The following is a 21,566-nucleotide window of genomic DNA, read 5'->3' on the forward strand; positions in this document are numbered from 1 at the left end:
CACTGTGCTTCCATATGCTCAAATCACCCAATCGCATTGCAGGAGAATACCGAAATGGGGCCGGTCACGGATAAGGTGGCGACAGCTGACAGCTTGCCGCAGGAAACCAAAATTGCCATCATCGGCGGCGGCGTCATCGGTGTTTCCACTGCCCTTTTTCTGGCCGAACGCGGCATTCCTGTCACTCTCCTTGAAAAGGGGGAGATCGCGGGGGAACAATCCAGCCGCAATTGGGGGTGGTGCCGCCGTACCGGGCGCGACAGCCGGGAAATGCCCCTCATCGTCGAAAGCATGCGACTATGGGAAGGCATGAATGAGCGAACGGGGCGCGAAACCGGTTTCCGTGTGACCGGAATTGCCTACACAGCTGAAAAAGAAGAGCAAATGGCTCTTTATGCGGAGTGGATCAGGATAGCTCGGGAACACGGCATTGGGACGGAACTTCTCAATGCAAATCAGGTCGCAGCATTGGCACCCGGCATCAATCGTCGGCTCGCAGGCGGCATGATAACGCCGCGCGACGGACGGGCCGAACCGCAAAAGGCGGTTCCGGCTTTTGCCGCAAAAGCGCAAGAGAATGGCGCCATCATTCTACAAAACTGTGCCGTGCGCGGTATAGAGACGACCAATGGCCGGGTCACGGCAGTCCTTACCGAAAAAGGCCGTCTGTGCTGCGAGGCAGTGATCGTCGCGGGCGGAGCCTGGTCAAGACTTATCGTTTCGAGCTTCAAGGCCCACCTGCCGCAGTTGAAGGTGCGTTCTTCCGTATTCCGCACGGCTCCCATTGATGCCGGTGTCGAACCTGCAATTGCGTTTTCGGACTTTGCCCTGCGCAAGAGGCTTGATGGCGGATACACGGTTGCAAGCCTCGGTGGCTCTATCGCGGATATCGTGCCCGACAGTTTCCGGTTCTTTCGGGATTTCATACCCTCGCTTTCAACCGAGTGGCGGTCGTTGCGCTTCCGGTTCGGCGAGCGCTTCTTCGAAGAAGCTTTCCAATGGAAACTCCGGCCTGCCGACGAGATATCCATTTTCGAAAAAATTCGCACGCTCGATCCTGCTCCGCACAAGGCCGCCAACGCTCAGGTGCTGACGAAGCTCAGGCAGGCAATCCCCTCTTTCGCCCAGGCAACGATAGAGCAGGAATGGGCAGGGCTCATCGACACGATGCCGGACGTCATCCCGGTCATCTCGCCACTCCCGGGCATTGAAGGCTTGATCGTAGCAACAGGCTTTTCGGGGCATGGCTTCGGGATTGGTCCCGGCGCGGGCAAGCTCGTTGCCGATATGGTTACAGGTGAAACGCCGGTCGTCGATCCTTCGGCGTTTCACATTTCCCGGTTTTCCGATGGTTCCAAGATTCGCATCGAAAACTGGGGATAGCGATTATTGGATGACCCCGCAGGCGAACCGAGCGCCGCCACCGCCAAGCGGCTTGGGTTTATCAGAGTAGTTATCTCCTCCCACGTGAACCATCAAGGCTCGCCCCTTGATTTCATCCAGCGACCTGAGCCGCGGGGCCGTCACGCTTTGAGTCACGTTACCCTGTGCGTCGGCTTCGAGCAGAGGCAAGTCACCAAGATGCCCCTCACCTTCCGGTCCCATGTGGTGCTTGGAATGCGACGGATCGTAATGCCCGCCGGCAGATTGCGCCGGGACAGTTTTTCCATCCTGTTCAGCCGGTGCGCAGCTGCCTTTCTCATGCACATGAAAGCCGTGCTCACCAGCAGGAAGGCCTCTCAAATTGGTCTTGAATAACAATCCAGCATCCATCTGCGAGATGGTGACGGTGCCAATTTCCTTTCCCTGGCCTGTTGGCAGAGCTTCATAAAGTTTGACGCTCATATCCGCGGCAATGGCTGGAACTGCCAGAAGCATCATTGCTGAAGCAATCAAAAACGGCTGCATTGTTTCCTCCTGATCGCGATCCTTCGTGATGAGACGACAACGCACACCGCTCGAAATTGTTCGAAAATAAAATGCCGGAGCGACCGCGTGACAAACACTGTCACGCGGTCAGAGGCGGATTATACCGTTATGAATTGAGCCATCATGCCCACATCTTCATGTTCCAGCACGTGGCAATGAAACATGAATGGATGGCTTTTCGCCGCTTCACGGTCGAAATGAACCAATATTTCAGCCTTCCCATCAATCAAAGCCGTATCCTTCCAGCCCGCTTGATGTGCGGGGGGCGCTTTGCCATTCTGGGAAAGAATGCGAAACGACGCCCCATGGATATGGAATGGATGCGGCATCTCCTTCGTTGTAAGTTCCCAGATTTCCCAGGACCCAAGCTTGGCCTCGACATCGATACGACCCATGTCGAACGGTTTGCCTGCGATCGCCATCGTTACGCCTGACGACAAGGCGTCAAGCGCCGGACCTGCATCGGCAGAACTTCTGGCCCCGTGCATCTCATGATCCATAGCGCCAGACTGCATGGAGCTCATGTCCATACTGCCCATGTTATGCCCGGCATGAGGATCGGTGGACGGTTTTGCCATCATCAGCCTCATATTTTCCGTCATTCGCTCGTCAAAGAAGAACGAGCGGCGTTTTACGGAAAGGTTTTCGTCCGGGACGCCTGGCCCATCCAGACGATCTGGAAAGGACTTGATTTTCGCTTGCAAGGCGCTGTCCACCTCAAACCGCATCAAATGCAGATCATCGCCACCGCTGTCATTTTCGTAGGTCAGCAAATCGACTGCCCTGCCTTGGGAAAAATCCACCAGAACCTCGTAGCGCTCACCGGGACTTATGGACAACCTTTTGACCGGTTCCGGCTTTCCGATGAAACCGCCATCCGACGCGATGACAAATAAGGGGCGATTATCACCGAGACGAACATGAAAGTTTCGCGCATTGGCACCGTTCAGGATGCGCAGACGGACAATGGACTGAGGGACCCGCGCTTCCGGTGAAACTATCCCGTTCACGATAAGCTTGTCGCCACGGAAACCATGCATCAAGTCCATAATGTCAGGCTGATAAATCCTGTCCCCCTCAATCACCCGACGATCCTGAAGCACCAGCGGAATATCATCTATACCGTAGTCTTCGGGCAGCCCGCGTGCAGCATCCTTGCCATCAGTCACGACCATGAGACCGGCAATGCCGAGATGCGCCTGACGGGCGGTATTTCCATGCAGATGCGGATGGAACCAGTTGAACGAGGCTGGCTGATTGACCGTGATTTTCGGTTTCCATTCCGCGCCCGGCGCAATCACATTATGGGGGCCGCCGTCGAGTATGGAGGGGACGAAAAGCCCGTGCCAATGAAGCGTAGTCTCATCATCCATGCCGTTTTCTACGGAAAGGGTGACTGTTTCACCATTCTTCAAGCGCACGAGCGGACCAAGATAGGCACCGTTGACGCCAGCCGATGCTGCTTCGCTTCCTTCTTCAAAACTGTGCCACCCTGCCTGCACCTTGAGTTTGACGACACCCGACGCATCCGGTTCGATCAGAGGCGGGAGAGGCAAAGGCCGTCCAGCAGTCGGGGTCCACAAGGCCCCCGCGCCGTGGGCCATATGCTGATGAGCGTCTTGAGCAAAGCTGTCAATTGGGCGGATGGTCGTGGCAAAGGCCGCCCCGGTCGCCAGAGCGAACAGGCGGCGGCGTGTAATTCCAGTCATGGTAAGTCTCCAGACAATAATCGTGATAGCCGCCAAATTTCGGCGGCGATTTCCAAGATCAAGCCTGAAGCGATATGGGCGGTCGCAGGTCGCTGTTCGGGGATTTGCCGTTCAGCGCTGCAACGAGCGGCGGCAAACCAAAATCCTGTACAGGAACATCCGCGCGCAAATCCGTTGCCAATTGAACAACACAGCCGCACGTCATCATCACACAAGCATTCGGTGTTTTGCCGCCGTGATCCTTCGGCGCAGTTTTGCCCGCATCCGCCGAGACCGATGTGTCGTCCATCTGATGCGACATGTTCACATGACAATCAGAAACCGTCTGCACAGAGGGCGCCTCATGCGCCATGGCGTAACAAAGTTGCGCGGAAACAAGAAACAGGATTGCAAGCAACGTCACGAGCCCACGGGAAGGCAAGCGCAGGACCGCATGGTCCCGGGCTGCCCCCCTCAAGCCGATATCGTACTTTGCTCGAAACATGTTTACTTTCGTACAGATGACACAGGAAATTTAATCAGCCCTTGCGGCAAATGAAAGATCAGAACGCGCGCTGACAGGAATTTTATCCACTTTCGCTTTTGTTTCCAAAACAGCCCATCCGAAATCACAAAATTGCTTAAAAGCCCTTTTCCGCTTGCGATTCTATATTCGCCGGCTTTAAAGAAGCCACATCTTGGGCTCCCTCCCCTAAAAAGACGGCCCGCAATATTGGAACTGAAACAATGACAGTCGCTGTAGCGGTTGCTCCGCAGAAAAACTCCGCGCGCCGAGTTCTGGCCGCAAGCATGATCGGCACCACGATCGAATTTTTTGACTTCTATATTTACGCGACCGCCGCGGTGATCGTGTTCCCCCATCTGTTCTTCCCGGCAAGCGACGGCAACTCCGCGCTTCTCCAGTCTTTGGCAACCTTTGCGATTGCATTCTTTGCACGCCCCATCGGCGGAGCATTGTTCGGCCACTTCGGAGACAAGGTCGGACGCAAGGCTACGCTGGTCGCAGCGCTCATGACCATGGGTATTTCCACGGTCGCCATCGGTTTCCTGCCAACCTACGACTCCATAGGCGTCTGGGCAGCTCTTCTGCTGGCTCTGTGCCGTCTGGGCCAGGGGCTTGGTCTCGGTGGCGAGTGGGGCGGCGCGGTGCTGCTTGCAACTGAAAACGCGCCCGAAGGCAAGCGGACATGGTACGGCATGTTCCCGCAGCTCGGCGCTCCGGTTGGCTTCATTCTGGCGACGGGCATCTTCCTCATTCTGGCCGAGGCTCTTACCGAAGAACAATTTTTTGCTTTCGGCTGGCGCATTCCTTTCATAGCCAGCGCTCTTCTGGTCGGTGTGGGTTTGTTCATCCGTCTGAAGATCGCCGAAACGCCTGAATTCCAGAAAGCAATCGACAAGGCTGAACGCGTCGAAGTACCGGTCGCAACCTTGTTCAAGCAGCACAAGATGAGCCTTCTCCTAGGCACCATCGGTGCGGTTGCAACCTTCGTCCTGTTCTATCTGATGACGGTCTTTTCGCTGGGCTGGGGCACACGCGCCCTTGGCTATAGCCGCGAGGAATTCCTTATTCTTCAGATGATCGGCGTGGTCTTCTTCGGCTTGATGATCCCTGTGGCTGCGCTGCTGTCCGACCGTTTCGGCATGCGCCCGGTCATGATTATCGTCACCGTCCTGATCGGCCTCTACGGCTTCATCATGGCGCCCTTGTTCATGGCGGGCACTGCTGGCGTCCTCGCATTCCTCATCATCGGCTTCGGTCTGATGGGTCTTACCTATGGCCCGATCGGTGCCGCGCTCGCCGAACCATTCCCAACCTCTGTCCGTTACACCGGCGCCTCGCTGACCTTCAATCTGGCAGGTATTCTGGGTGCCTCGGTCGCACCCTACATCGCGACCTGGCTCGCAACGCACTATAGCTTCGACTATGTCGGTTATTACATGGTCGCAGCCGCCGTGGTTTCGCTGATTGGCTTTACCTTCATTTCGTTCAAGCGCGGCGAATAGTAAACTGTACGAAGCAAAAAGCCCGCGTGGAGCGATCCGCGCGGGCTTTTCCTTGTGAGGCGCGAGGGCCCTATTCCGTGTCGGCAGCTTCCAATGCGATAGCCACCGACTGGATGATCGATGCAAAGCGGACAGCCGTCTGGATCGCTTCCGACGACACATTGGCCTTGCGCAGCACATCCTCATGCGCATCGATGCACATGCCGCAGCCATTGATGGCAGATACCGCCAGCGACCAGAGCTCGAAGTCAACCTTGTCGACGCCCGGATTACCGATCACATTCATGCGCAGCTTTGCCGGCATGGTACGGTAGTCTTTATTGGTAGCGAGATGTACGAAGCGGTAATAGACATTGTTCATGCCCATGATCGACGCAGCCGACTTCGCGGCTTGAATGACGGAAGCGTCGACTTTGGCGGTGGCTTCGCCAACAAACGCCTTACGCACGTCGGCGTTGCGAGAGGCAATGCCGCACGCAACGAACAGGCCGTATTTCTGCTGTGGCGTCAGTGTTTCATCGCTTGCCATGGACGAAAGATTGAGACGGACGTCCTTGGCGAAATCCGGGATTTTTGACTTCAGGTCATCAATGGACATGGAACCCTCTTTATCTGCCATTCGGGATATCAAAGCATTTCCAGCAAAAATGCGGTGCGGTCTTGCATGGGAGAATGCGTAAAAACAAAGAGATAGAGCAGTTCCGATGTCCATGTTGGGCTGGAACCGCTTCAGATAAAAGAAAGGCGGGCCTTGACCCGCCTTTCCGCACTCAATCAGGACCTATCAAGCTGCCTTGAGCGTTTCGCCACCGACTTCGCGGTTGCACGGGCAAAGTTCATCGGTCTGCAGCGCATCGAGAACACGCAGCGTATCCTTCGGAGCACGGCCAACGTTGAGGTTGGTTGCGTAAACGTGCTGGATTGTGTTGTCCGGATCGACAACAAAGGTATAGCGATACGCGACGCCATCCGGCGAGCGAACGCCCAAGCCATCGACCAGCGAGCCGTTGGTGTCGGCAAACGACCAGATCGGCAGCTTGTCGAGATCCTTGTGATCACGACGCCATGCGAGCTTCACGAATTCATTGTCGGTCGAACCACCCAGAACGACTGCGTCACGGTCTTCGAAATCAGATGCAAGACGGGCAAACTCAGCGATTTCCGTCGGGCAAACGAAGGTGAAATCCTTCGGGTAGAAGAAGATAACCTTCCACTTGCCAGCAAAGCTTGCTTCGGTGATTTCTTCAAACGCCGAAACGCCGTTTTCTTCGTGATGGTTGAAGCCGGGCTTTACGCCGGTGACCTTGAAGGAGGGGAGCTTGTCGCCGATACCGAGCATCTTATACCTACCTTTAAAATTCGATGGTTATGCGGAATTTTCTGAATTTTCAGAATTTTCCGTTCTGCGAGTCATATATAGGGTTTCTTGCCAAATCGGTCAAAGCGATTATATCGATAAATTCCATCGATTATAACGATGGAACAAGGACTTAAGATTCGATGCTCAACATCAGTGTCCGTCAACTCCACTATTTCATGGCCCTCGTCAAAGCGGGCTCCTTTTCACGAGCCGCCGAAGTCGTGGGCGTAACCCAATCAACCTTGAGTGCCGCCATTCAGTCCCTCGAGGCGGAACTCGGCGTAACGCTGATCGATCGCTCAGGCCGACGAATGCAGCTTCTGCCTGCCGGCGAAGATTTTCTGGAGCGAGCCCGCACTATCGTAGCTCTCATCGAAGAACTACCTGAACATGCGCGGCAGGCAGAACGCCCGCTGACGACCAGATTGCGGATGGGAGTCATTCCGTCGATAGCGCCTTTTTTGTTACCCAAAATTCTGCCTGCGACCTCCAGGGCCTTTCCCGAACTGCAGCTTACCATTCGCGAAGGCCTCACGCGCTCCCTGCTGGACAGCTTGCGTTCAGGATCCCTCGATGTTGCGCTCGTCGCCCATCCATACGATCTCGATGAATTTGAAGTATCAGAGCTTGGTCACGATATCTTCTATCTGGCGGTGCGGCGCGATCATGCCCTGGCCAATCGCGACCGGGTCGATGCTGACGATTTGCAGGATCAGCCCTTTCTCCTGCTGGAAACAGGGCATTGTCTTCGCGAACACGTCATGGCCGCCATAGGTTCCACACCGGCGCAAGCAAGCGGCGATGTCCATGCCACATCGATCACGACACTGGTGCAGCTTGTCGATTTCGGAATGGGCGTCACCCTTCTGCCGGAGGTGGCGGTCAAAGCGGGTGTCACGCGAGGAACGGAACTAAGCGTCGTTCCTTACGAGGGCAAGAACAATTACCGATCGCTGGTTCTGGTCTGGCGCTCCAATGCTGCCCGCCGCAACGAGTTCGAGCTTTTCGCGGATCATCTGCGCCGCAAATGCATGAAGCTGATCTAGAGAACTCCCCAGGCCCGAAACCGCCCGCGTCCGGTGATCTCTCTCAAATTGAGTTCCGAAATCAGTTTCAGCGCCCCTTGCTGCGTGACCTGCAATTCCTTTTCCACCATCTGGCTGGAAATGACCGGGCTGCGCAGCACCATCTCCATCAGTTCCGGCAAGCGCGAATTGGACCTGCGCCCTTTGAGCTTACGTTGCATTTGTTCACGCGCCAGAAGCAACCGGTCATGCTCCTTCATGGAAAGGTCGGCAGCTTCTTCAATGCTTTCAAAAAACGTTCTGAGCCTGATCACACGGTTGGACGAGCGACGTTCATCGGGCCGTTTCGCACGCAGGCCGAGACTGATTGTCGGCAGATGGCCCGTTGCAAGACCGCTTTGGCGCAGGAGTGCGGCCGTCAGAAGCCGGCCTATCCACGATGACCGCTGCACAACCTCCAGCGAAAACCAGGCGTCATGGATCAATGCGGCTCGCATCAGCGGTGGCAGATGCCTCGTGCCGGCAAGACAATCGCGCCATTCCTGCAAACGCGCATCCTCATCCCAGTCATCGTCATAAAGCAGCGTGTCACGCGGCGTCGTTTCCGGCTTGGGTCTGACGGGAGCCACGCCTTCCAGAAGAGCACCCGTCCGCGCAAGCAGACTGTCAATGTCATTGAGCAACGGGTCGAAATCATCATCCGTAGCTTGGCGCGGTTCGACTTCCGAAGGGGTGAGATCGATGGATCGGCCGAGCAATTGCTGGATACCAGCGGGTCCGAGGGCCCAGTCTGCTGATTTTCCGGCAATCTGTCTGCGCATGCGCAAAACCGCATGCGCTATCGTCAAGGCATGGCTTGGCATCCGGTTGTCCATCAAGGCATCATGCAAGACCAGGTCTTCCATATGCACCAGTTCGCCCTCAAGCCACATCGAAGCGACGGCATCGTGCATATGCAACCGTTCGATCATGCCATCGTGAATAGGTGAGCGCGAAAGCCGCTCGTCGAGTCGAACCAAGGCCGCCGTAGCATTGCTCACGGGCACAAAAAACTCTTCGAACGGTAAATCATCGATCTCGTAGGCCATGTCCCGCATATCGCAGCCGATTGCGATAAAAGGCAAACGAAATTACCGTATTACCCTAGGACCTCCGCAACCTTGACGGTCCGACCTTCCTTGACCGAACGAAGAGCAGCTTCAGCCAATGCCAAGGCCTGCAACCCGTCTTCTGCTGAAGGATAGGGCGCCTTTCCTGTATCAAGTGCATCGATAAACGAAGCGATTTCCGCTGCATAAGCAGCCGTGTAGCGCGTCATGAAAAAATCGTGCAGAGGCGGACGGTTATAACCGTCCCTGGAAGCGATTTCTATCGAAACCGGACGTTGATTTTCCGCCGAAACAGCCCCGAGTGATCCATGGACTTCAATGCGCTGGTCGTAGCCATAGGAAGCTCGTCGTGAGTTGGAAATGACGCACTGTCGGCCGGAGGCGGTCGTCAGGATGACGCTCGCACTATCGTAATCACCGAGTTCCCCGATTTTTGGATCGACAAGAACCGAGGCCGACGCCGATACGCTCTCGATTTCTTCCCCAAGCAGAAAACGCGCCATATCGAAATCGTGGATCGTCATGTCGCGAAAAATGCCGCCGGATACCTTGATATATTCCGCCGGTGGCGCGCCGGGATCGCGGCTGGTGATCGTCACCATTTCAACATTGCCGATGCGTCCGTCTTTAATGGTTTTGCGTACTGCAGCAAAATGCGGATCGAACCGGCGATTGAAACCCAGCATCACCTTCGCGCCGGCTTCGCGGATAACTGCGAGGCAGGCGCGGACGCGCGCAATATCGAGATCAATGGGCTTTTCACAGAAAACGGCCTTGCCGGCGCGCGAAAACCGTTCAATAAGATCGGCGTGGGTATTGGTCGGCGTGCATATCAGCACAGCATCAATGTCGTCTGCCTTTTCGATAGCGTCGATGCTGCGAACTTCGGCCCCGGCAGAGTCGGCAATTGCGCGTGCTGCCGCTTCATTGGCATCCGCAACGGCAACCAGCCTGGCCCGCCTGTCCGCAGCGATTGCGCCCGCATGCACCTTGCCGATACGGCCCGCACCGAGTAACGCCAGACGTGTCACCATTGCCTCATCCTCCCCAGGAAACAGCCATCTTCATTCACCTGAAGATACGCTGTAGAATATTTATTCTATTTTGCTAGAATGTGACATAAAGATTGTCAAGAGACCATATTGAAAGGCCAATGATGGATTCCCCTGCCCCGTCACCGATCAGCGTTCCGGCAAATATCAAGGAATTCGAAGCGAAGCTGCTGGAGGTGTCCGACCGCTTGCCAAAGAGGCTCAAGCAGTGCGCCGATTTCGTTGCCGCCAATCAGGATCGTATCGCCGTGTCGACTGTCGCAGAGATGGCCGAAGGGGCAGGCGTGCAGAGTTCCGCCTTCATGCGGTTCTGCCAGATCATGGGCTTCTCCGGCTTTTCCGAAATGCAGAAGCTGTTCCGGGATTCCTATGCGGGTGGCTGGCCTGATTACTCGACCCGGTTGCAGCATTTGCGAGAAACCGCAACGGGTAGCGCCCCTGCCCTTCTTGCGGAGTTTGCCGAGGCCGGGCGCACCTCCCTCGAAGGTTTGCTGAAGACCATTGATCCAGAAGCACTCGAAAAGGCTGTTCAGCTTTTGGCGAGCGCGCATACAATCCATATCGTCGGAATCCGTCGCGCCTTTCCGGTCGCGAGCTATCTGGCTTACGCGCTGGAGAAAATGCACGTTCCCGCCATGCTGCACAGTGCCGTGGGCAAACTGGAAAACCTGCACGCTATTCGCGAAGGCGATGTGCTTCTGGCAATTACCTTTTCCCCCTACTCGCCGGAAACGGTCGCCATGGCTGAAACCGTCGCCGCGCGGGGCATTGACGTCGTCGGTATCACAGACACCTTTGTCAGCCCCATGAGCAAATCCGCCAAGCAGACACTGCTGGTTTCCGAAGTGGATTTCGGTGCATTTCGTTCGCTCTCCGCAACGCTTTGCCTGGCTATCGCACTTGCCGTCGCCGTAGGGACACTAAGGCAAAGCGACTGACCTTCCCCTGCACATTCCATTTTTCAGTTGAAATAGAATAATAAATCCATTTTAATCAAAAATGGAATAACTGCTATGTGTCATGATTCATGCACAGCCATGCAGCAATAAGAAAATACCGAGGGAGGATGGAGTGAAACGGCTCGACTTGATCACGATTGGCCGATCTTCGGTGGACCTGTATGGCGCGCAAGTGGGCGGCCTTCTGGAAGACATGGCCTCCTTCAACAAATATGTCGGTGGCTCCCCCACCAATATTGCAACCGGAACCGCGCGGCTTGGTCTCAAATCGGCGGTGATCACGCGTGTCGGCGATGAGCATATGGGGCGTTTTCTGCTGCGGGAACTGGAGCGGGAGGGCGTGGACACTCGGGGCATCGTTACCGACCCAGAGCGCCTGACTGCCCTGGTTATTCTCGGCATTCGCGACCAGCAGCATTTTCCCTTGATCTTCTATCGCGAAAATTGCGCCGACATGGCTTTATGCGAGGACGATATCGATCCGGATTTCATCGCCGAAGCGGGCTGTGTGTTGGCAACCGGCACACATTTATCCCATCCGAAGACGGAAGCGGCGGTCCTGAAGGCAATTCGCCTCGCCCGTGGCAATGGCAGCCGCACGGCGCTTGATATAGACTATCGCCCCAATCTCTGGGGACTTTCCGGCCACGGTGACGGCGAAAACCGTTTCATCGAATCCGCAGCCGTCACAGCCAAGCTGCAATCGACGCTTCATCTGTTTGATCTTGTCGTTGGAACAGAAGAGGAGTTCCATATCGCAGGCGGTTCGACTGATACGCTACAGGCACTGAAGGCGGTGCGTGATGTAACGAACGCAGCACTGGTCTGCAAACGCGGTCCGATGGGAGCGGTGGTTTTTGAAGGCGCGATTCCCGACAGTCTCGACGAGGGACAGAGCGGCGAAGGTTTTCCGATTGATGTTTTCAATGTGCTTGGGGCAGGCGACGGGTTCATGTCCGGACTTCTGCGCGGTTGGCTGAAGGACGAGGACTGGCCTACCAGCCTCAAATTCGCCAATGCCTGCGGCGCCTTTGCAGTCTCGCGGCATGGATGCACGCCAGCCTATCCGAGCTGGGAAGAGCTTCAGTATTTTTTCCGCACTGGCATTCGCAACAAGGCTTTGCGCAAGGATGCGGCCCTGGAGCAGATACATTGGTCCACCAACCGGAGCGGCGGCTGGCCTCACATGCGCGTCTTTGCGTTCGACCACCGCATCCAGCTTGAAGAAATGGCCGCCGAAGCGGGTGTTTCAAGCGAAAAGATCGGAGAATTCAAACAGCTGTGCTTGGATGCTGCCTTGCAGGTGGCTGACGGGGCCAAGGGCTACGGCATATTATGCGATGGGCGGCTGGGCCGCGATGCTCTTTACAGGGCAGCAGGCACGGGCTTGTGGATCGGGCGCCCGACTGAATGGCCCGGTTCGCGTCCACTTAAACTGGAGCCGGAACTGGGACCCGACTGCGGCGGACTTGTGGAGTGGCCTGTCGAGAATGTCGTAAAATTACTATGCTTCTATCATCCAGATGACACGGCTGAGTTCAAGGCGCAGCAGGAAGAAACTGTTTCACGTCTTTTCGCAGCCGCCCGGCGTAACCGACTGGAATTCCTGCTCGAAATCATCCCGTCAAAAGCAGGAGCAGTCGATGACGATACGACAGCTCGTGTGATCGAGCGGTTCTACGAAATCGGGGTTTATCCCGACTGGTGGAAGCTCGAGCCTATGAAAACCAAAGCGGCCTGGGCCAATGCCTGTGACGCAATCACACGCAACGACCCACACACACGCGGCATCGTCGTCCTGGGACTGGACGCACCCGCCGAAGAACTGGAAGCCAGCCTTGCTATCGCTGCCGACTTCGACCTTGTCAAAGGTTTTGCGGTGGGGCGCACCATCTTTGGTGACGCGGCACGCAAATGGCTGAATGGTTCGATCAGCGACGATGAAGCAATTGCCGACATGGCTACGCGCTATCGCAGCCTTTGCAACGTTTGGGACAGCGTGCGCAAATATTGAGTTCGTTCTGCCGGGAGGACGCTGGAGGAGCTATGAAAACTATTCGATTGACCGCCGCACAAGCATTGGTGCGCTATCTCGCAAACCAGCTGACGCCGGAAGGGGAGACTTTTATCGCGGGTGTCTGGGCTATTTTCGGCCATGGGAATGTGGCCGGGCTTGGAGAAGCACTCCATGGCATTCGCGAAGAATTACCCACGTGGCGAGGCCACAATGAACAGACAATGGCCCATGCAGCCATTGCCTATACCAAGCAGCTTGGCCGCAAACGCGCTTGCGCTGTCACCTCCTCCATCGGCCCCGGAGCGACGAATATGGTCACGGCAGCTGCCCTTGCCCATGTAAATCGCCTGCCCGTCCTTCTCATTCCCGGTGATGTCTTTGCCAATCGCGGCCCTGATCCCGTCTTGCAGCAGATCGAAGACTTCAACGACGGCACCATGACCGTGAATGACTGTTTTCGTCCGGTTAGCCGCTATTTCGACAGGATCACCCGGCCGGAACAGCTTCTCACCGCCCTGCCTCGTGCGTTCCGCACAATGACCGATCCTGCCGATTGCGGGCCGGTGACGCTCGCCTTTTGCCAGGATGTACAGACGGAAGCCTATGACTGGCCGGAAGAATTCTTTGAACAGAAAGTCTGGCACTGGCGTCGTCCGCCACCGGACGAAAACGAACTGAACAGCGCAGCCACGGCGATCCAGGCAGCGCTTAAACCTATTATCGTCGCAGGCGGTGGTGTACATTATTCCGGCGCCCACGAAGCGTTGCGCAATTTTGCCGAAGCGCACGGCATTCCGGTCATCGAAACGCAGGCTGGCAAATCGGCCCTGCCGTGGGATCACCCGCTCAATTTCGGCCCGGTCGGCGTAACCGGGGCAGACAGCGCCAATGCGATCGCGGCCGAAGCCGATCTCGTGATCGGTGTCGGCACGCGCTTTCAGGATTTCACAACCGGATCATGGGCGCTGTTCAAGCACCCCGGCCACAAGCTCCTCTCGCTCAATGTCCAGCCCTATGATGGCTCCAAGCATGGTTCGCTTCCATTGGTTGCCGATGCAAGGATCGGCCTTGAAACGCTCTCGAAGGCAATCGGCAGCTATAAGCGCCAACCCGTCAATGCCGCATTGAAAGAGAAATGGTTTGCCGCAGCAGACAATTTCACTGCTGCCCCCAGCGACGGCAATGCCTTGCCGACCGATATGCAGGTGATTGGCGCGGTACAGCGTCAGGCACGGGAAAACACTGTCGTCATGTGTGCGGCCGGAACGATGCCCGGAGAGCTCCATCAACTCTGGAAGGCTGGTCGCCCCATGTCCTATCATATGGAATACGGTTTCTCCTGCATGGGTTATGAAATTGCTGGCGGCCTTGGCATCAAGATGGCCGAACCGGACCGCGACGTCATCGTGATGGTTGGCGACGGCTCCTACATGATGGCCAATTCCGAACTCGCCACAGCCGTCATGATGGGGCAGAAGATCACTGTCGTGATCACAGACAATCGCGGTTTCGGCTGCATCAACCGGCTTCAGATGGCGACCGGCGGCGCCGAGTTCAACAACCTGCTCGACCATGCCGCGCATGTTAATCCATCGAAGATCGATTTCGCTGCCCACGCCGGAGCGATGGGCGCGGATACGAAGAAAGCAGGATCGATCCGCGAGCTGGAACATGCCCTTGCCGAAGCCCGCAACAGTCCGCGCACGACAGTCGTCATTATCGACACCGACCCCTACCCGACGCCTGAAACCGGTGGATGGTGGTGGGATGTTGCCGTGCCGGAAGTCTCGGAGCGCGAACAGGTGCGCGCTGCCCGTAAAGATTACGAAGCCAAGCTCAAAGAAAGAAACTGACCGATGATCCTCTATGGCACCAATCCAATTGCCTGGTCGAACGACGATGATCGCAGCCTCGGCGCGTACATCACCCTGGATCAATGCCTCGATGAAACCACCAAAATCGGCTTCGACGGGATCGAGAAAGGTCATAAGTTTCCGCAGGAAGCCGACGCTCTTAAAGCCGTGCTCGAGCCCCGCAGGCTTCGCTACGTATCGGGCTGGCATTCACTCAATCTGTTGGTGAATTCCGTCGAAGAAGAAAAGAAGGCCATGCAGCCTGCGCTCGATCTTCTGAAGGCGATGGGTTCGAAGGTCATCATCGTTTGCGAAACCTCGAACGCCATTCATGGTGACAACGACAAGCCGCTATCCGAGCGTCCGGTCCTGGAAGAAGCGCGCTGGGAAGAATTTGGGACGGGCGTCGAAGCACTGGCAGAATTTGCCGCGGCCCAAGGTATCGCGCTTGTCTACCATCATCACATGGGAACGGTAGTGCAGAGCGAAGACGAGATTGATCTTCTGATGCAGCATACCGGGCCGCACACGAAGCTCCTTCTCGATACCGGCCATTGCCTGTTCGGCGGTGGTGATCCGGAACAGGTTGCCAAAAAGCATATGGGCCGCGTCGGTCATATCCACGCCAAGAACGTTCGTCCGGCGATAGCTACCGAGGTACGGGACCAGAGCTTGTCTTTTCTGGAGGGAGTTCGTCGCGGTGTATTCACTGTTCCCGGCGATGCAGAGGGCGGCGTAGACTTCACGTCTGTGCTGAAAGTCGCGGCTGACAAAGCCTATCAGGGCTGGCTGGTGATCGAAGCCGAACAGGACCCGGAAGTTCGCAATCCATACCAGTATCAGTCACTCGGGTTGAAATCACTGAAATCATTCGCACGTGAAGCAGGGCTCGACAAAGGAGACTGAGACATGGCCAATTTGTTGCGCAAGCCCAAGGGCACGCATGGAAAGGTCCACGACATCCCCCCTGAAAGTGCCGAATGGGGGTATGTCGGATTCGGGCTCTATCGTCTAAAGCCCGGTGAGAGTGCATCCGAAAAGACCGGATCGACCGAAGTGATCCTGGTCCTTGTGGAAGGCAAAGCGAAGATTTCCGCCTCCGGCGAGGATTTCGGTGAGATAGGCGAACGCATGAATGTGTTCGAGAAACTGCCGCCGCACTGCCTCTATGTGCCTGCTGAAAGCGACTGGCGCGCGACTGCCACGACAGATTGCGTTCTGGCGATCTGCACCGCGCCGGGCAAACCCGGCCGCAAGGCACAGAAGCTTGGGCCGGAAAGTCTGACACTGGAGCAGCGCGGAAAAGGCGCCAACACCCGCTTCATCCACAATATTGCGATGGAAGACCGGGATGTTGCCGACAGCCTTCTTGTTACCGAGGTCTTCACACCACAGGGAAACTGGTCATCCTATCCTCCCCACAGACATGACGAAGACAATTTTCCCGACATGACCTATCTGGAAGAGACCTATTATCACCGTCTCAATCCGGCGCAGGGTTTTGGCTTCCAGCGTGTCTTCACCGAAGACGGAAGCCTTGATGAAACCATGGCGGTCGCGGATGGAGATGTCGTGCTTGTTCCAAAAGGCCATCACCCATGTGGCGCACCCTACGGCTATGAGATGTATTATCTCAATGTGATGGCCGGTCCCTTGCGCAAATGGCGGTTCAAGAACCACCCCGATCATGACTGGATTTTCCAACGGGACAACTCCTGATCCTCCTTAGGAAACTGACCGACTCGTGTAAGCTTTCGGCAAGTCCGTAGAAGACTTGCCGATTTGTTTTTGGAGGAGATCCCATTGAGTGGGCGTGTCCGTTTTCAGCTTTCGTCCGCTGTCTTTGTCATTCTGGCGCGCGGAGCAGAAATCTGCATGTTGCAGCGGAAAGCGACGGGATGGATGGACGGTTCATTCAGCCTTCCTGCAGGGGGACTTGATGGGGGCGAAACAATCCGCGCCGCAGCCATTCGCGAAGCGTTTGAGGAGACGGGCGTGGTCATCGCGCCGGAATCTCTGAAATCAGTCCACACCTTGCATAGCCTGACGGCTGGCAGCCCGTGGATAGGCCATTTCTTCCGCACCGAGGAATGGGCAGGCACCCCCGCGCTATGCGAGCCGGACAAGCACGCCAATCTCCAATGGAAACATCTGGACAATCTCCCGGAAAACACCATTCCCTATGTCCGGCAGGCGCTTCTCAGCGCCGCCGGAGGCGAACCCTATTCAGAATATGGCTGGGAATAAGCGCCAATACGCCGGGACTATCAGTCAGAGACCGGCCACTTTCTTGAGATCATCAACCGCACCGGGTGCAGCCACGAAAACCTTGTTGCCCTTGGTAAGCTTTTCTCCATCGACTGGGAAAGGATGCGCATAACCGCCGGCCTCACGCACGAGGCAAAACCCAGCCATGCAATCCCAGGCATGCATGTAGGGTTCATAATAGCCCACCAACCGGCCAGCCGCGACATAGGCTATCATCAGCGCGCCCGAACCATTGCGAATAAAGGTCCCACCCGCCTCCAGCAGATCTTCCACGATTTTGGCCACGAGTTGCGGCGTCACATAGTTGTTGGCACCGATACCCGTCACCGAATTGCGGATCGTGCGGCTTGGATCGAGAACCAGCTTCTTGCCATCAAGTGTTGCGCCCAAGCCTTTTGCCGAGGCATAGAGTTCGTCAAAGCACGGGGCTTGGATTACGCCGATGACGGGCTCTCCGTCTTTCAGAACGGCAATGGAAACGCACCAGTTCGGCATGCCGTTGACAAAAGGGCTGGTGCCATCAATCGGGTCGACGACCCAGGTGTAACCTGACGTACCCTCGTTCAGCCCGTATTCCTCTCCCAGAAAGCCATCTTGCGGAAAGATTTCCGACACACGGGTGCGAATGAGCTTTTCGACGTCCCTGTCAGCAATCGATACCACATCCTGAGGGTCGCGCTTGGTTTCGATAACCAGCGTTTCACGTCGTTTGAAATAGTCGAGAGCCTTGGCGCCCGCTTCGCGCGCTATCTTTTCGGCAAGCGCCAGCCGCGCTTCTAGTTCCGGTCCGGGATGGGAAGTCATGTTGGTTTTCCGATGAGAGATAAGGAGAGGCGCGACGTTTCTGCGCCTATTGATTGATAATGGCAAGCCCGCGCGATTTGAACTCGATAGAGACATCGGTTTGTGGCGGCAGAGCCTCTTCGACCGCCGGATCGACAATGAAAAGCTTGCCGTGCTCGGTCTCGATTTCATATTCAATATGATCGCCAAGATAGGCTGAATGCGCGACACGTCCCGGGAAGCCGCCGCCGGCCCGCGGCTGTAAGCTCACGGCATTGGGACGGATTGCGAGCTGCGCCGGCCCCGGCCGGGCGTTGGGGGCAGCGACGCGGTGGATCAGGCCACCCACACGAATGACCGCTTCACCTCCATCCGCCGTCACTACCTCACATGGCACAACATTCGCCTCCCCCATGAAGTCCGCGATGAAAGCGGAGGCCGGTGTTTCATAGAGATCACGCGGGCTTCCCTTCTGGGCGATGTTGCCTTCCTTCATGACGATGATCGTGTCGGAAACGGCAAGCGCCTCGTCCTGATCGTGTGTCACATAGACGGCAGTAAAGCCGAGCCGCTGCTGCAACTCCCGAATTTCGGTCCGCACCCGGCGCCGCAACCGGGCGTCGAGGTTTGAAAGCGGTTCATCCAGAAGCAGAACCTGTGGTTCCAGCACGAGAGCGCGGGCCACGGCCACGCGCTGCTGCTGCCCACCCGAGAGTTCGGCAGGTAGGCGATGCCCCATTCCTGCAAGACCGACGAGCTTGAGCCCCTCTTCCGCACGTTCGCGCGCTTCGGCCTTTTTCAAGCCCGAGGACTCCAGGCCGTAGGCCACATTGTCGAGCGAACTCATATGCGGGAAGAGTGCATAGGACTGGAAGACCATCGAAACGTCGCGCTCGTTGGCCGGCAGATTGGTCACGTCCTTGCCGCCGATCAGGATACGGCCGGACGTTGGGTGTTCGAGTCCGGCCAGCAGCCGCAATGTCGTCGTCTTGCCGCAACCGGACGGGCCCAGGAGCGTCACTAACGTTCCCGGCTCGACAGTCAGGGACAGATCGGGCAAGGCAGTAAAATTACCGAACTTCTTGGTGACATTTTCAAATGTAACGGAGCCGGGACGGATCGCAGTCATGCGGCTTTCTCCTGACGAATAGTTTTGACGGGGGTGACGGCTGCAACGCGGTTCTCGCGCCTGAGCTTGCGTTCACCCACGAGAAGCTGAAAGCTGGTGATGACGACGATCATGACCACGATCAGCATCGATGAATATGCGATGGCCACACCGAACTGGCCGTTCTCGACCAGGCCGACGATATAGGACGTCGCCATATTGTACTCTGCCGATACAAGGAAGATGACCGCGCTGATGGAGGTGATTGCGCGTACGAAGGAATAGACCAACGCCGCAGTGATCGCCGGGCGCAGCAGCGGCAGAATGACCTTGCGGATCGTGCGGAAGCTGTTTGCCCGCAGCGTCAGGGAGGCTTCATCTAGGCTCTTGTCGAGCTGGCTCATGGCTGCGACCCCCCCACGCACGCCCACCGGCATGTTGCGGAACACGAAACATGCAATCAGGATCAGCGCTGTGCCGGTCATTTCAAGCGGCGGCAAGTTGAAGGCCATGACATAGCTGACGCCGATTACCGTTCCGGGGATGGCAAAACTCAGCATCAGGGCAAATTCGAAAACATTGCGTCCGACAAAACGCTGACGAACGATCAGATAAGCCGTCAGCAGACCGACTGCCGCAGTGAGTGGTGCCGATAGCAGTGAAATTTCCATGGTCGTCCAGAACGAGTTCCACGCCACGCCGGTCCATGCAATGCCGTTCTCGGTCCAATTGATAGAAAAGGCCCGTGCGTAATGTTCGACCGTCAGCGTATTATCGAGCCCCCACTGTCGCACGAAGCCGCCGATGAGGATCATCGCATAAACAACGACAGTGAAAACCATCCAAGGGATGACAAGGGCATAAACGCCGATTTTTAGCCCGCGTGGCAAGCCGGCATGCATTCCGGAATCACCCTTGCCGGTCACCGTGGCGAAGTTCTTGCCGGAAAGCCATACGCGTTGAATGAGAAACGCGGTCAATGTAAAGCACAGCAACACGATAGCGAGAACCGCCGCACGCGAGGGATCGTTTTGGGCGCCCACCACGGCAAAGAATATTTCTGTCGAGAGCACGCCATTGCTGCCGCCGAGCACCATCGGATTGCCGAAATCCGCCATGCTTTCTATGAAGGCGATGAGAAACGCATTGGCAAGGCCCGGCGCCATCAGAGGCAATGAAACCTTGCGGAACGTCCGCCAGCGATCGGCACGCAGGGTTTGCGATGCCTCTTCCATTGACGGGGACACACCTTCGACAACGCCGATTAGCACGAGGAAGGAAATGGGCGTAAACGACAGGACCTGAGCGATCCATATGCCAATGAGGCCGTAGAGCCACCGTCCGGGCTCGATGCCGAATATGCTGGATAACTGCTCCGTCACGACCCCCGCGCGGCCAAAAAGCAGCGTCAAAGCAAGCCCGACGACGAAGGGCGGCGTGATGATCGGCAATATGGTGAGAAGCCGCAATCCCTTCTTGAAAGGAAAACCCGTGCGGGTAGCGACCAGTGCAAAGGCGAGGCCCAGCACTGTGGACCCCGTCGCCGTCATCAGCGCCAGCCACAATGTGCGCCATGCGACGCCACACCGTCCTTCCCCGACAAGACAGGCCAGGCTCCAGATCGAGGAATCCTGAATATTGTCAATAAACCCTTCAGGCTTGAACGAGCCATCGAAATCCTGCACCGACCCGGCAAACATGCTGATGACAGGATAGAAGACAAATACAGCTACCAGCGCGACAAGCAGGGTGATGGAAGAGACGACGAAAGCGTCCCCCTTCATCACGCCGCGTTCCGCCAGACCAAACGAAAAAATGAGCAGAAAGCATAGGCCTGTCAGGATCGCTCCTGCGCCGAAGGCCGGCTGACCGTCTGCGAGCGTGCCGAACAGATTTTCGCTGATCGTCCAGTTCCAGCCGGAAAAGCCGATAGCCAGCCCTTGCAGCGCCAGAAATATCACACCAAGGAGACTTGCCCAGACTAAAACACCGCTACGACGCTCTACAGGCAATATGAAACGGGCAGAGGCGCAGAGAAGCATCAACACGGCGATAGCGCCAAGCCACGGACGCCCGAAGAAGGCCATTTGCCAGAAGCCCGGCGCCGTTGCACCGTCGCCATACATTCCGTCCAGCCAACCGAAACTCAGAAAGCCGTCTTCAATGCGGTACCAAGGCAGCAAGACAAATGCTGCCAACGCCAGCATAAGAACAATATTCAGTCTGCGATTATGCTGTTTCATGAATGTCCGTGTCCTCCCCATGGAGATTCCAAGGAATGACCAGCGCTCCGGCTCCTGCATTCTTCAGGAATACCGCTGGCAGCTCCGCCATTTGGAAATGGTGCGTCGCACAACAGGAGCGGCGCACCCGGATTTCAAGCTAAC

19 protein-coding genes are annotated in these 21,566 nt (G+C 56.6%); 9 read left to right on the top strand and 10 right to left on the bottom strand.

From position 1 onward, the window contains the following. The first annotated feature begins 54 nt into the window (after positions 1-54). Entirely contained in the window at positions 55-1,383 is a 1,329-nt protein-coding gene (locus ACOWVS_RS08960; protein WP_006472660.1) for an NAD(P)/FAD-dependent oxidoreductase, read from the top strand. A gap of 3 nt (positions 1,384-1,386) precedes the next feature. Here ACOWVS_RS08960 and sodC read toward each other — a convergent pair whose 3' ends face one another. From sodC to ACOWVS_RS08975, 3 genes are all read right to left on the bottom strand, one after another. Further along, positions 1,387-1,908 carry a superoxide dismutase family protein gene (sodC, locus tag ACOWVS_RS08965; protein WP_006472661.1) on the bottom strand — a complete coding sequence of 174 codons (522 nt, stop codon included), beginning with the start codon at positions 1,906-1,908 and terminating at the stop codon, positions 1,387-1,389. A 119-nt stretch (positions 1,909-2,027) separates the two neighbouring features. Next, a complete protein-coding gene (cueO, locus tag ACOWVS_RS08970; RefSeq protein ID WP_006472662.1) occupies positions 2,028-3,638 on the bottom strand; it encodes a multicopper oxidase CueO in 1,611 nt (536 codons plus the stop codon). Between the two features lie 58 nt (positions 3,639-3,696). Further along, the gene (locus tag ACOWVS_RS08975; RefSeq protein WP_006469084.1) at positions 3,697-4,122 is read right to left on the bottom strand and encodes a hypothetical protein; all 426 of its coding nucleotides are present in this window, start codon (positions 4,120-4,122) and stop codon (positions 3,697-3,699) included. 242 nt (positions 4,123-4,364) lie between these two features. Between ACOWVS_RS08975 and ACOWVS_RS08980 the strand changes: the two genes are divergently transcribed. Then, positions 4,365-5,645, top strand: a complete 1,281-nt coding sequence (locus ACOWVS_RS08980; protein WP_006469085.1) for an MFS transporter — start codon at positions 4,365-4,367, stop codon at positions 5,643-5,645. A gap of 70 nt (positions 5,646-5,715) precedes the next feature. Here the strand turns inward: ACOWVS_RS08980 and ACOWVS_RS08985 are convergent, their stop codons facing one another. After that, positions 5,716-6,243 carry a carboxymuconolactone decarboxylase family protein gene (locus tag ACOWVS_RS08985; protein WP_006472664.1) on the bottom strand — a complete coding sequence of 176 codons (528 nt, stop codon included), beginning with the start codon at positions 6,241-6,243 and terminating at the stop codon, positions 5,716-5,718. A 186-nt stretch (positions 6,244-6,429) separates the two neighbouring features. Next, a complete protein-coding gene (locus ACOWVS_RS08990; protein ID WP_006469087.1) occupies positions 6,430-6,984 on the bottom strand; it encodes a peroxiredoxin in 555 nt (184 codons plus the stop codon). Positions 6,985-7,145: 161 nt separating this feature from the next. On the opposite strand from ACOWVS_RS08990, the gene ACOWVS_RS08995 reads away from it, so the two are divergent. Then, the gene (locus ACOWVS_RS08995; protein ID WP_006469089.1) at positions 7,146-8,051 is read left to right on the top strand and encodes a hydrogen peroxide-inducible genes activator; all 906 of its coding nucleotides are present in this window, start codon (positions 7,146-7,148) and stop codon (positions 8,049-8,051) included. On the opposite strand, the gene ACOWVS_RS09000 is transcribed toward ACOWVS_RS08995, so the two are convergent. Both ACOWVS_RS09000 and iolG read right to left on the bottom strand, forming a co-directional pair. After that, positions 8,048-9,118: an RHE_PE00001 family protein gene (locus ACOWVS_RS09000; protein ID WP_006472665.1), complete on the bottom strand. Its 1,071-nt coding sequence runs from the start codon at positions 9,116-9,118 to the stop codon at positions 8,048-8,050. The genes ACOWVS_RS08995 and ACOWVS_RS09000 overlap by 4 nt on opposite strands. A gap of 50 nt (positions 9,119-9,168) precedes the next feature. Beyond that, the gene (gene iolG, locus ACOWVS_RS09005; protein WP_006472666.1) at positions 9,169-10,173 is read right to left on the bottom strand and encodes an inositol 2-dehydrogenase; all 1,005 of its coding nucleotides are present in this window, start codon (positions 10,171-10,173) and stop codon (positions 9,169-9,171) included. Between the two features lie 122 nt (positions 10,174-10,295). On the opposite strand from iolG, the gene ACOWVS_RS09010 reads away from it, so the two are divergent. The 6 genes from ACOWVS_RS09010 to ACOWVS_RS09035 all read left to right on the top strand — a co-directional run bounded on the left by ACOWVS_RS09010 (position 10,296) and on the right by ACOWVS_RS09035 (position 17,267). Then, a complete protein-coding gene (locus ACOWVS_RS09010; RefSeq protein ID WP_006472667.1) occupies positions 10,296-11,129 on the top strand; it encodes a MurR/RpiR family transcriptional regulator in 834 nt (277 codons plus the stop codon). Positions 11,130-11,211: 82 nt separating this feature from the next. Beyond that, the gene (locus ACOWVS_RS09015) at positions 11,212-13,164 is read left to right on the top strand and encodes a bifunctional 5-dehydro-2-deoxygluconokinase/5-dehydro-2-deoxyphosphogluconate aldolase (RefSeq protein WP_052018875.1); all 1,953 of its coding nucleotides are present in this window, start codon (positions 11,212-11,214) and stop codon (positions 13,162-13,164) included. Between the two features lie 32 nt (positions 13,165-13,196). Further along, a complete protein-coding gene (gene iolD / locus ACOWVS_RS09020; protein ID WP_006471547.1) occupies positions 13,197-15,020 on the top strand; it encodes a 3D-(3,5/4)-trihydroxycyclohexane-1,2-dione acylhydrolase (decyclizing) in 1,824 nt (607 codons plus the stop codon). A gap of 3 nt (positions 15,021-15,023) precedes the next feature. After that, entirely contained in the window at positions 15,024-15,926 is a 903-nt protein-coding gene (gene iolE, locus ACOWVS_RS09025; protein ID WP_006469095.1) for a myo-inosose-2 dehydratase, read from the top strand. A 3-nt stretch (positions 15,927-15,929) separates the two neighbouring features. Next, the gene (gene iolB, locus ACOWVS_RS09030; RefSeq protein ID WP_006469096.1) at positions 15,930-16,739 is read left to right on the top strand and encodes a 5-deoxy-glucuronate isomerase; all 810 of its coding nucleotides are present in this window, start codon (positions 15,930-15,932) and stop codon (positions 16,737-16,739) included. An 84-nt stretch (positions 16,740-16,823) separates the two neighbouring features. Next, complete coding sequence (locus ACOWVS_RS09035) at positions 16,824-17,267, top strand: NUDIX hydrolase (protein WP_006471546.1); 444 nt, start codon at positions 16,824-16,826, stop codon at positions 17,265-17,267. Between the two features lie 24 nt (positions 17,268-17,291). On the opposite strand, the gene ACOWVS_RS09040 is transcribed toward ACOWVS_RS09035, so the two are convergent. The 3 genes from ACOWVS_RS09040 to ACOWVS_RS09050 are packed head-to-tail and all read right to left on the bottom strand — an operon-like array spanning position 17,292 to position 21,422. Continuing rightward, positions 17,292-18,092, bottom strand: coding sequence for an inositol monophosphatase family protein (locus ACOWVS_RS09040; RefSeq protein ID WP_006471545.1), 801 nt, complete (start codon positions 18,090-18,092; stop codon positions 17,292-17,294). Between the two features lie 46 nt (positions 18,093-18,138). Continuing rightward, a complete protein-coding gene (locus ACOWVS_RS09045) occupies positions 18,139-19,200 on the bottom strand; it encodes an ABC transporter ATP-binding protein (protein WP_063621094.1) in 1,062 nt (353 codons plus the stop codon). Beyond that, the gene (locus ACOWVS_RS09050; RefSeq protein ID WP_006471544.1) at positions 19,197-21,422 is read right to left on the bottom strand and encodes an ABC transporter permease; all 2,226 of its coding nucleotides are present in this window, start codon (positions 21,420-21,422) and stop codon (positions 19,197-19,199) included. The genes ACOWVS_RS09045 and ACOWVS_RS09050 overlap by 4 nt, the downstream gene beginning before the upstream one ends. Positions 21,423-21,566 lie beyond the last annotated feature (144 nt).

This window comes from Brucella sp. IR068 (genome assembly GCF_049065885.1).
Lineage (GTDB): Bacteria > Pseudomonadota > Alphaproteobacteria > Rhizobiales > Rhizobiaceae > Brucella > Brucella intermedia.

Excerpts from the sequence above, each read along its gene's own strand:
- ACOWVS_RS08995 (WP_006469089.1), top strand. The coding sequence starts at position 7,146 with ATGCTCAACATCAGTGTCCGTCAACTCCACTATTTCATGGCCCTCGTC.
- iolE (WP_006469095.1), top strand. The coding sequence starts at position 15,024 with ATGATCCTCTATGGCACCAATCCAATTGCCTGGTCGAACGACGATGAT.
- iolD (WP_006471547.1), top strand. The coding sequence starts at position 13,197 with ATGAAAACTATTCGATTGACCGCCGCACAAGCATTGGTGCGCTATCTC.
- ACOWVS_RS09045 (WP_063621094.1), bottom strand. The coding sequence starts at position 19,200 with ATGACTGCGATCCGTCCCGGCTCCGTTACATTTGAAAATGTCACCAAG.
- ACOWVS_RS08980 (WP_006469085.1), top strand. The coding sequence starts at position 4,365 with ATGACAGTCGCTGTAGCGGTTGCTCCGCAGAAAAACTCCGCGCGCCGA.
- sodC (WP_006472661.1), bottom strand. The coding sequence starts at position 1,908 with ATGCAGCCGTTTTTGATTGCTTCAGCAATGATGCTTCTGGCAGTTCCA.
- ACOWVS_RS09000 (WP_006472665.1), bottom strand. The coding sequence starts at position 9,118 with ATGGCCTACGAGATCGATGATTTACCGTTCGAAGAGTTTTTTGTGCCC.
- ACOWVS_RS09015 (WP_052018875.1), top strand. The coding sequence starts at position 11,212 with ATGATTCATGCACAGCCATGCAGCAATAAGAAAATACCGAGGGAGGAT.
- iolB (WP_006469096.1), top strand. The coding sequence starts at position 15,930 with ATGGCCAATTTGTTGCGCAAGCCCAAGGGCACGCATGGAAAGGTCCAC.
- ACOWVS_RS09010 (WP_006472667.1), top strand. The coding sequence starts at position 10,296 with ATGGATTCCCCTGCCCCGTCACCGATCAGCGTTCCGGCAAATATCAAG.
- ACOWVS_RS08960 (WP_006472660.1), top strand. The coding sequence starts at position 55 with ATGGGGCCGGTCACGGATAAGGTGGCGACAGCTGACAGCTTGCCGCAG.
- ACOWVS_RS08975 (WP_006469084.1), bottom strand. The coding sequence starts at position 4,122 with ATGTTTCGAGCAAAGTACGATATCGGCTTGAGGGGGGCAGCCCGGGAC.
- ACOWVS_RS08985 (WP_006472664.1), bottom strand. The coding sequence starts at position 6,243 with ATGTCCATTGATGACCTGAAGTCAAAAATCCCGGATTTCGCCAAGGAC.
- cueO (WP_006472662.1), bottom strand. The coding sequence starts at position 3,638 with ATGACTGGAATTACACGCCGCCGCCTGTTCGCTCTGGCGACCGGGGCG.
- ACOWVS_RS09050 (WP_006471544.1), bottom strand. The coding sequence starts at position 21,422 with ATGAAACAGCATAATCGCAGACTGAATATTGTTCTTATGCTGGCGTTG.
- ACOWVS_RS09040 (WP_006471545.1), bottom strand. The coding sequence starts at position 18,092 with ATGACTTCCCATCCCGGACCGGAACTAGAAGCGCGGCTGGCGCTTGCC.
- ACOWVS_RS08990 (WP_006469087.1), bottom strand. The coding sequence starts at position 6,984 with ATGCTCGGTATCGGCGACAAGCTCCCCTCCTTCAAGGTCACCGGCGTA.
- iolG (WP_006472666.1), bottom strand. The coding sequence starts at position 10,173 with ATGGTGACACGTCTGGCGTTACTCGGTGCGGGCCGTATCGGCAAGGTG.